Raw genomic sequence first — 6,927 nt, 5'->3', positions numbered from 1 at the left:
GCGGCTGGCATCCGCCAGCTGCTCGAAGGTGAAGCCGCCCGCGCACCGGGCGTGCGTGTGCTGCCGGGGCGCTTCATGGTGATCCAGCAGGCGATGGGTACGCCGGCCAGTCGCGGGGCCGAGGCGCAGGCGCTGCTCTCGTCCTTTGTCGAGGAGATGAAGGCTTCTGGTTTTGTGGCCGATGCGTTGAAGCGCCATCGCATCGAAGGCGCGATCGTTGCGCCGTAGCTGAGCGCTGCCGTTCAGGGCGCGTGCACAGGCCACCGGGTACTTCCCTCCGCGAATGTCCCCCGGGCTTCGCCCTCCTCCTTTATTTCGCTGCGGGAAGTACCCAGTGTCCTGCGCCCGCTGAGCGCAGTCGTGGTGCGGGCCGATCAACCGGCGCTCTGAACTCGCTCACGTCGATGCGGTGCCTTGCGCAGCGAAATCAAGGAGGAGCCGAAGGCGGGGGACATTCGCGGAGCAAGGTACCGCGTCGGCGGGAGCGACGCCCTGAACATCAAAGCTTGTGCGCCTCCACAGGCCCTTGCGAATAGAACAGGAAGTAGCCCGTCTGCGTCTTGAAGCCGTTCTTCTGCCACCCGGGCGGCACCTTGAAGATGCCGAGCTGGTCGCTCGAGATGCCGACGAAAGACGTGTGCTCCGTCTCGGTGGTGATGCGGCTCCAGCGCTCGCGCGTCACCGGCTGCATCTGCATCTTGGGTTCACTCCATTCGGGCGTGCGCACCTTGTCGCGCATGATGAAGCGGTCGCCGTCGCGCTCGATCTTGACGACCTCCTTGAGCACGCCGTTGCGTTCGACGGCGTAGACGCCGACCAGTTCGGTCTCGGGTCCGCCGCGCGCGCCGCAGGCCGAGAGCAGTGACACGCAGGCCACTGCCAGCAAAGAATTCAGAAGTGTTTTCATGGGATTCGAATGAGGTGACGCATGCACCGCCAGGCACGCCCGGCGGCACATGCGGGGTTCACGAAAGAAGGCTCAGTTCAACTCAGCCCGACTCAACGCTTCTGGTTCTCGCGCAGCGGCAGCTTTCCCTGGAAGCGCAGGGCGTGCGGGTACTCTTCCTTGCCGCCCGACTCCACCGCCGCCATCTTCTGCTGGCTCTCCTGCGTCTTGGCGAGCAGCGGCGCCGGCAGGTTGAGCACGCCCTTGATCTGGTCGTACTGCGCCTGCGTGATACGCCCCACGCCCAGCAGGCGGAAGGCATCGCGTTCGATGTTCAGCAGCAAGGGCTTGTTGCCCGCGAAGTTCTGCACCTTGGCCAGCAGGTTGCTCCACGATGGCGCGCTGTAGTTGCTCACGTAGTAGTCCTGCCCCGTCGGCCCGGCGAGCACGGCGGAGCAGCCCGGCAGCTCGACCTGCGTGGCGTTGTTCGACATCACGAAGGTCTCGCGCTTCTCCATCGCATCGCCGTACGCCAGCGTGACGGGAATGGTCCACGTCGAGGCCGGGAACTGGTTCTGGTTGGGGAACGACTCCTGCGTGATGTTGACGTAGGTGCGGTCGCCGGCGCATTGCGCATCGACCGTGAGCAGCGGCACGCCGGTCTGGCGGATGAGGCTGTCGCCGATGTCACTGACCTTCTTGTTGGTGGCCTTCTCCAGCGAGGTCCACAAGCGCGTGGGCGTGACGTTGCCGTATGCATAGTCCTTCAGGTAGATCTGCAGGCCCTTCTGCATCGCCTCTTCGCCGATGTAGTTCTGGATCGTCTCCAGTACGTGGCTGCCCTTGTTGTAGACAAAGATCGACGGGCTGATGAAGCCGAACGAACCCGCATCGTTCAGGTTGCGCTGCACCGGCACGGCCGAGGGTTTCAGGTCGGCCACGATCACGTTGTGCTTGTCGAGCACGTAGTCGGAGAAGCTGTAGTACTCGGGGTGGAACTTGATGGTGGTGCGCCGTTCGAACCACCGCGCAAACGACTCGTTAAGCCACACGTTGTCCCACCAGTCGAGCGTGACGAGGTCGCCGAACCACTGGTGCGCCACCTCGTGCGTGACCACGGTCACCGAGTACAGCGTGGGCTTGTCGCCGGGCTTGGTGAGCACCGCGTCGGCAAACTCGAAGATCGCACCCCAGTTCTCCATGCCACCGAAGCCGGTGTTGGGCTTGTTGTCGTAGCTGTCGTTGGCGGCCACGGTGTCGAACTTCTTGAAGGGCAGCGAGATGCCGGTGTACTTGTAGTAGTAGTCCATCGAGACCTTGGTCCACTCCATGGCGAACTTGGCCCAGTCGGAGCGGCCCGGCGGCGTGAACCAGCGCAGCGCCATGTCGCTGCCGTCGAGCGGGTTCTTGAATTTGTCGGCCAGGATGTCGAACTTGCCGCCGCCGAAGAAGGCCAGGTACATCGGCATCGAGGGCGTCTTCTCGAAGGCCACGCGCTGGTAGCCGTCGGGCAGTTTCACGGCCTCGGTCTGCGCGCCGTTCGACACGGTCTTCCATTCGCCCGGCACCTCGGCCGAGATCTCGAAGGTGTGGCGGAAGGCCGGCTCGTCCCAGCCGGGAAACCACTGGCGTGCGAAGTTGGTTTCGCCCTGCGTCACGATGGCGTCGCTGCTCACGCCCTCGGGCGTGGACAGGCCCACCTTGAAGATGCCCGACGCGGCCGAGCACAGCGGGTTTTTCGCCAGCACTTCGGGCGTGCAGTACTCGGCATCGGAGAACTGGATCTTGCCGTCCCACTCCATGTGCAGCAGGTACTTGCCCTTGGCGATCTGCCCGTCGTTCAGGCGCAGCTGCACGAAGTCGCCGCGCGTCTGCGGCGTGGGAATCAGCGGAATCGCCTCGCCCGGCTTCGACACCTTGCGCAGCGTGGTGCGCCCGCGTGCAAAGTTGAGGTCGTGCGCGGCGACGACGATGGCGTCGACCGGCTGGAGCACGTCGATCTCCACGTCGGCGCGGCCTACAAAAGTCTTGAGCGCTGCATCGGGGCGGAACCACAGCTTGTAGTTGACGGGCCAGACCGTGTCGGGCAGTTCCATCGGACGGGCCGAACGATCGACCGCGGCCACTGCCGATTCGGGTGCGGCGGGCACGCCGTCGTCGGGTGACTTCTTGGTGCTGTCTGCGCCGTCGGCCGCGGGCGCCGAGGCCCCCGGTGCGTTCAGGCCCGTGCCGCCGAACGACGCGCCACCGCCGCTGTCTCCGCCGCCGCCGCAGGCCGTCAGTGCGGCAAGGGTCACGGCCGTGAGAGCCAGACGATGAACGACAGGTGTATTCAGTGATTTCATGATCGCCTCTGGGTACTCTTGGTAAGGAACATGCGCCGCACCGCAGGCACCGGCGGATAGCCGGCGATGCACGTGACGCGCGCGGGATGAGTGGAACGAACGACAGATCAGCAAGAAATGCGGGCAGCACAGCGCCCTCCCGGCGAACAACCAGTTCGTCAGGAACGCAGGCTCAGGCCGGACCGCACCGCGTGTGCTGCGGTGGTCCCAGAATGCGCGGGGCGAGCGGCGCCATTCCCGTCAAGACGCGGGGTGTTGGGGGGAGCGTGTGAACGCGGTGGGGTGTCGCGGGCCGGGCTCAGTGCCCGTGCATCGACACGATGCGTTCACCCGTCAGGTGAACGGCCGGGGCCATGGCGAAAGCGATGGCGACGGCAAGACTGGCTGCGGCTCTTGTGGTTGATTTCACGCGCATTCCCTCGTCCGTTGAAGTGCTCGCAGTTGTAGCTGATCGATGCAATGAGCTCAACGCGTCGCGGAACTTTTCTCTCTCAAATTGTTCGCGCGCGATAGGTCGAACGGCATCATGGCCGGCTGTGCATGCCGTGCAATACGAAGATGGTTCTGCGCCCGAAACACCTGCTCACGCAGATGACAAAAACACGGGCCATGCACTGTGACGAAGCGGCCACAGTACGAAGGTTCAAGCCACGTCAAACACTACGAAAGCTGTGAACCAGAGACTGCAGCGGAGCGTTGCGCACGCTCGCGCCACCACAGCAAGAAGCCGCATGCAAACACCACCACCTGCGTGCCGATGAGCAGTGCAAAGCCCGCGAAGAAACCCGCCGCCGACGAGGCCGCGGTCACGGTTGTGTGCGCTGCACCACCGCTGTGCGATACCGCCGTGATCACGCCACCCATCAGCGCCGGCATGAAGCCCGCCACGAGACTGCCCACGCCGTTGGTCACGCCGAAGGCACTGGCCGTGTGCTCGGACCGCGCGCAATGCTGCACGGTGCTCGGAATGGCCGGGCTCTGCAGGCCCCAGAAGAAGTTGGCCGCCACGAGGCAGGTCGCCGCCATGTACGGGTCGCGCGCATTGATGGCCAGTAGCACCGACAGTGCCACGCCCGCGCTCGCGCCCATGAAGATGAAGGGCACGCGGTCGCGCCCGAGCTTGTCGATGAGCACGCCGCCTGTGAACACCGCGAGCACGGTGGCGTACTGCGGCAGCGAGGCGATCCAGCCCATCTCGCGCAGCGAGAAGCCGCGCGCTTCGCGCAGGTAGGTCGGCAGCCAGTTGCTGCTGCCCCAGAGGTAGGCCAGCGCGGCCGACGTGAGCAGCGTGATGAGGAACAGGTGCCGCGTGTGCAGCGCGCCTTTCACGATGCCCGCCACGCGCGACATCGCATCGCCGAGCGACGAGGGCTTGATGCCGTCGCCATGCCCCGGCGGCATGCGCACGAAGGCCAGCACCAGCGGAATGCCCAGCACGATGTTGAGCACGCCCAGCACATGGAAGGAGCTGTCCCAATCGAACTGCGTGAGCAGGTAGCCCACCAGCGGATAGCCCACCGCCAGCCCCAGGCCCGTGCCCATGTTCACCAGCGCGTTGGGTTTGCCGTTCTCGTCGCTCTTGAAGTGCGCCTTGATGTACGACGAGGCCAGCGAGAACAGCGGCCCTTCCGACACGCCCAGCAGCACGCGCGAGGCCAGCAGCAGGCCGTAGCTGTTGAACATCGGCGAGGCCCAGGTCACCACGCCCCACAGGATGAGGCCGTAGATCAGGCTGCGCCGCACACCGAACAGCGCCGAGCAGAACGGCGTGAGCACGAAGGCCGACACGCCGTAGCCGAGCATGAAGGCCGTCGCCAGCAAGCCCTGGCTCACGCGGTCGGAGGGGTCGAGCCCGACGTGCTTCAGAAAGTCCGCATCGGTGATCAGCACCGCGATGTTGATGCGGTCGACGTAAGAGATCGCCACGATCACGAACAGCGTGATGACGCCGTACCAACGGAAGTTCTTGCTCTGCATGACCGGGGCTCTCTCTGGCTTGGGGGGGCGCGCTCTGTGGCCGCGCCTAGAACATGTGGCGCATGCCGAACTCGACGCCGCTGGAGGCGCGGTTGGGCCGCGTGATGGCGCCGGCCAAAGCCTGCGTTGCGCCGTTCTTGTTGCTGATGCGGGCAATGGTTCCGTACACCGCCGTGCGCTTGGACAGGTTGTGCACGTAGCCCAGCGCCAGCTTCGACGTCGTGGGCTCGAGCACCGCGTTGAGCGGCTCCAGCCTGTAGCGCGCGTACGAGGCCTTGATCTCGCCCGGCCCGATGGGCAGCTGGAAGCCGACCAGCACGCCCTTGGCGTCGGTGCTGCCCTTCGACTCCTTGTACAGCTCGCTCGTGAGCTTGAGGTTCATGAGCGAGGGGCCGAAGGTGTAGGCCGCGCCGAGGTTGGTCACGCGCAGATCGCCGCTCGCGTAGCGCGTGCGGCCGGTGGCAATGGCCACGTTGAAGCCGCCGCTCTGGTAGCCGAAGCGCGCGCCCGTGTGCTGGCCGTCGTGCTTGTTCGACACCTGCGTGCCGGGCAGCACCGAGGTCGAGTCGTTCTCGCCCATCGCGTACATCACCTGGCCGTAGAAGCCGCCCAGGCTGGCCGGCAGGAAGTAGCCGACGCTGTTCGAGGCGCGCGTGCCGGTGGGCGCCACCAGGCCGCCCAAGCCCGAGAAGTAGATCTGGTTGGCGCCGATGCCGCCGCCGGTGCCGAAGGGGTCGAAGATCGCGGTGTTCCAGAAGGCGGGCACGTAGTCGCGGCCCATGCGCACTTCACCGAAGGGACCGGCCAGGCTCACGGTCGAGCGGCGGTTGAAGCTCATCACGCCCGGCGTGCCGTTGCCGCTGGCCTGGTTGTTCGAGTTCGACGGAAAGCCCGTGCCGCTGTCGTTCTGCAGGCCCATCTCGAGCCAGAAGCTGGCCGAGAGTCCACCACCGAGGTCTTCGGTGCCGCGGAAACCCAGGCGGCTGAACATGTTGCCGCTGTTGCCCAGCTGCGTCTTGTGGGCCGATCCGTCGCCGCTGCCGCGCGTGTAGATCACGGAGGCATCGACCACGCCGAACAGCGTCACGGAAGATTGGGCCAGCGCTCCGCCAGCCGCGGTGGCCGCAGCCATCGCGATCAAGTACTTTTTCATTGAATGTCTCGGTTGGTTTTTCTCTCGGCCGTCTTGTGGGTTGGGGCCTTGTTGCTCAGATATCCAGCACCAGCCGCTCGCCCTTGCAGCGAGAGACGCAGATCATCATGGTCTTGTTGGACGCACGTTCGATCTTGGTGAGGATGCCGTCGTGGTGATCGACTTCGCCCTCGAGCACTGCTGTTTCGCAGGCGCCGCAGACGCCTTCCTTGCAGCTGTGGTCGGGGGTGAGGCCAGCGTCGATCAGGCTGTCGAGAATCGATTTGCCCGGAGGCACCTCGACGCTCTTGCCGCTCTTGGCGCACTGCACCACGCAGGTCTGTGTGGCGCTGGGCGCCTCCACATGCACGGCGGCGAAGCGCTCGATGTGTGCGTTGGCGTAGCCCAGTTGCTCGCAGCTCTTTTCAAAAGCGTCGAGCATCGGCGTGGGGCCGCAGCAGTAGTAATGGCTGGTGGCGCCCTTGCCGCCCAGCAACGCCGCGAGGTCGGGCGGTGCGCCCTTCTCGTCGTCGAAGTGCCAGGTGAGCTGCACCGATTTTTCGGTGGCCAGCGCCTCGATGGCGTCG

The 6,927-nt window shown here is 65.5% G+C and carries 5 protein-coding genes and 1 pseudogene; 1 reads left to right on the top strand and 5 read right to left on the bottom strand.

Annotation, left to right across the window (positions count from 1 at the left end):
• A pseudogene (locus tag AAG801_RS38905) lies at positions 1-228 on the top strand (ABC transporter substrate-binding protein); the annotation flags it as partial.
• A gap of 271 nt (positions 229-499) precedes the next feature.
• Here the strand turns inward: AAG801_RS38905 and AAG801_RS38900 are convergent.
• The 5 genes from AAG801_RS38900 to AAG801_RS38880 all read right to left on the bottom strand — a co-directional run.
• Positions 500-907, bottom strand: coding sequence for a hypothetical protein (locus AAG801_RS38900; RefSeq protein WP_341893237.1), 408 nt, complete (start codon positions 905-907; stop codon positions 500-502).
• Between the two features lie 92 nt (positions 908-999).
• On the bottom strand, positions 1,000-3,183 hold the full coding sequence (locus tag AAG801_RS38895; RefSeq protein ID WP_341893236.1) for a M1 family metallopeptidase: 2,184 nt from the start codon (positions 3,181-3,183) through the stop codon (positions 1,000-1,002).
• Positions 3,184-3,891: 708 nt separating this feature from the next.
• Positions 3,892-5,208, bottom strand: coding sequence for an MFS transporter (locus tag AAG801_RS38890; RefSeq protein ID WP_341893235.1), 1,317 nt, complete (start codon positions 5,206-5,208; stop codon positions 3,892-3,894).
• Between the two features lie 46 nt (positions 5,209-5,254).
• Positions 5,255-6,361, bottom strand: a complete 1,107-nt coding sequence (locus AAG801_RS38885; protein ID WP_341893234.1) for a porin — start codon at positions 6,359-6,361, stop codon at positions 5,255-5,257.
• Positions 6,362-6,416: 55 nt separating this feature from the next.
• On the bottom strand, positions 6,417-6,927 hold a 511-nt coding region (locus AAG801_RS38880), incomplete at its 5' end, for an iron-sulfur cluster-binding domain-containing protein (RefSeq protein ID WP_341893233.1).

Source organism: Variovorax sp. YR752, assembly GCF_943372545.1.
Note: the sequence above shows the minus strand (reverse complement) of the source record. Positions and strands in the feature narration are given on the sequence as shown.

What these genes read in the sequence shown, in the direction of transcription:
- AAG801_RS38900 (WP_341893237.1), bottom strand. Translation starts at nt 907, where the DNA reads ATGAAAACACTTCTGAATTCTTTGCTGGCAGTGGCCTGCGTGTCACTG.
- AAG801_RS38890 (WP_341893235.1), bottom strand. Translation starts at nt 5,208, where the DNA reads ATGCAGAGCAAGAACTTCCGTTGGTACGGCGTCATCACGCTGTTCGTG.
- AAG801_RS38885 (WP_341893234.1), bottom strand. Translation starts at nt 6,361, where the DNA reads ATGAAAAAGTACTTGATCGCGATGGCTGCGGCCACCGCGGCTGGCGGA.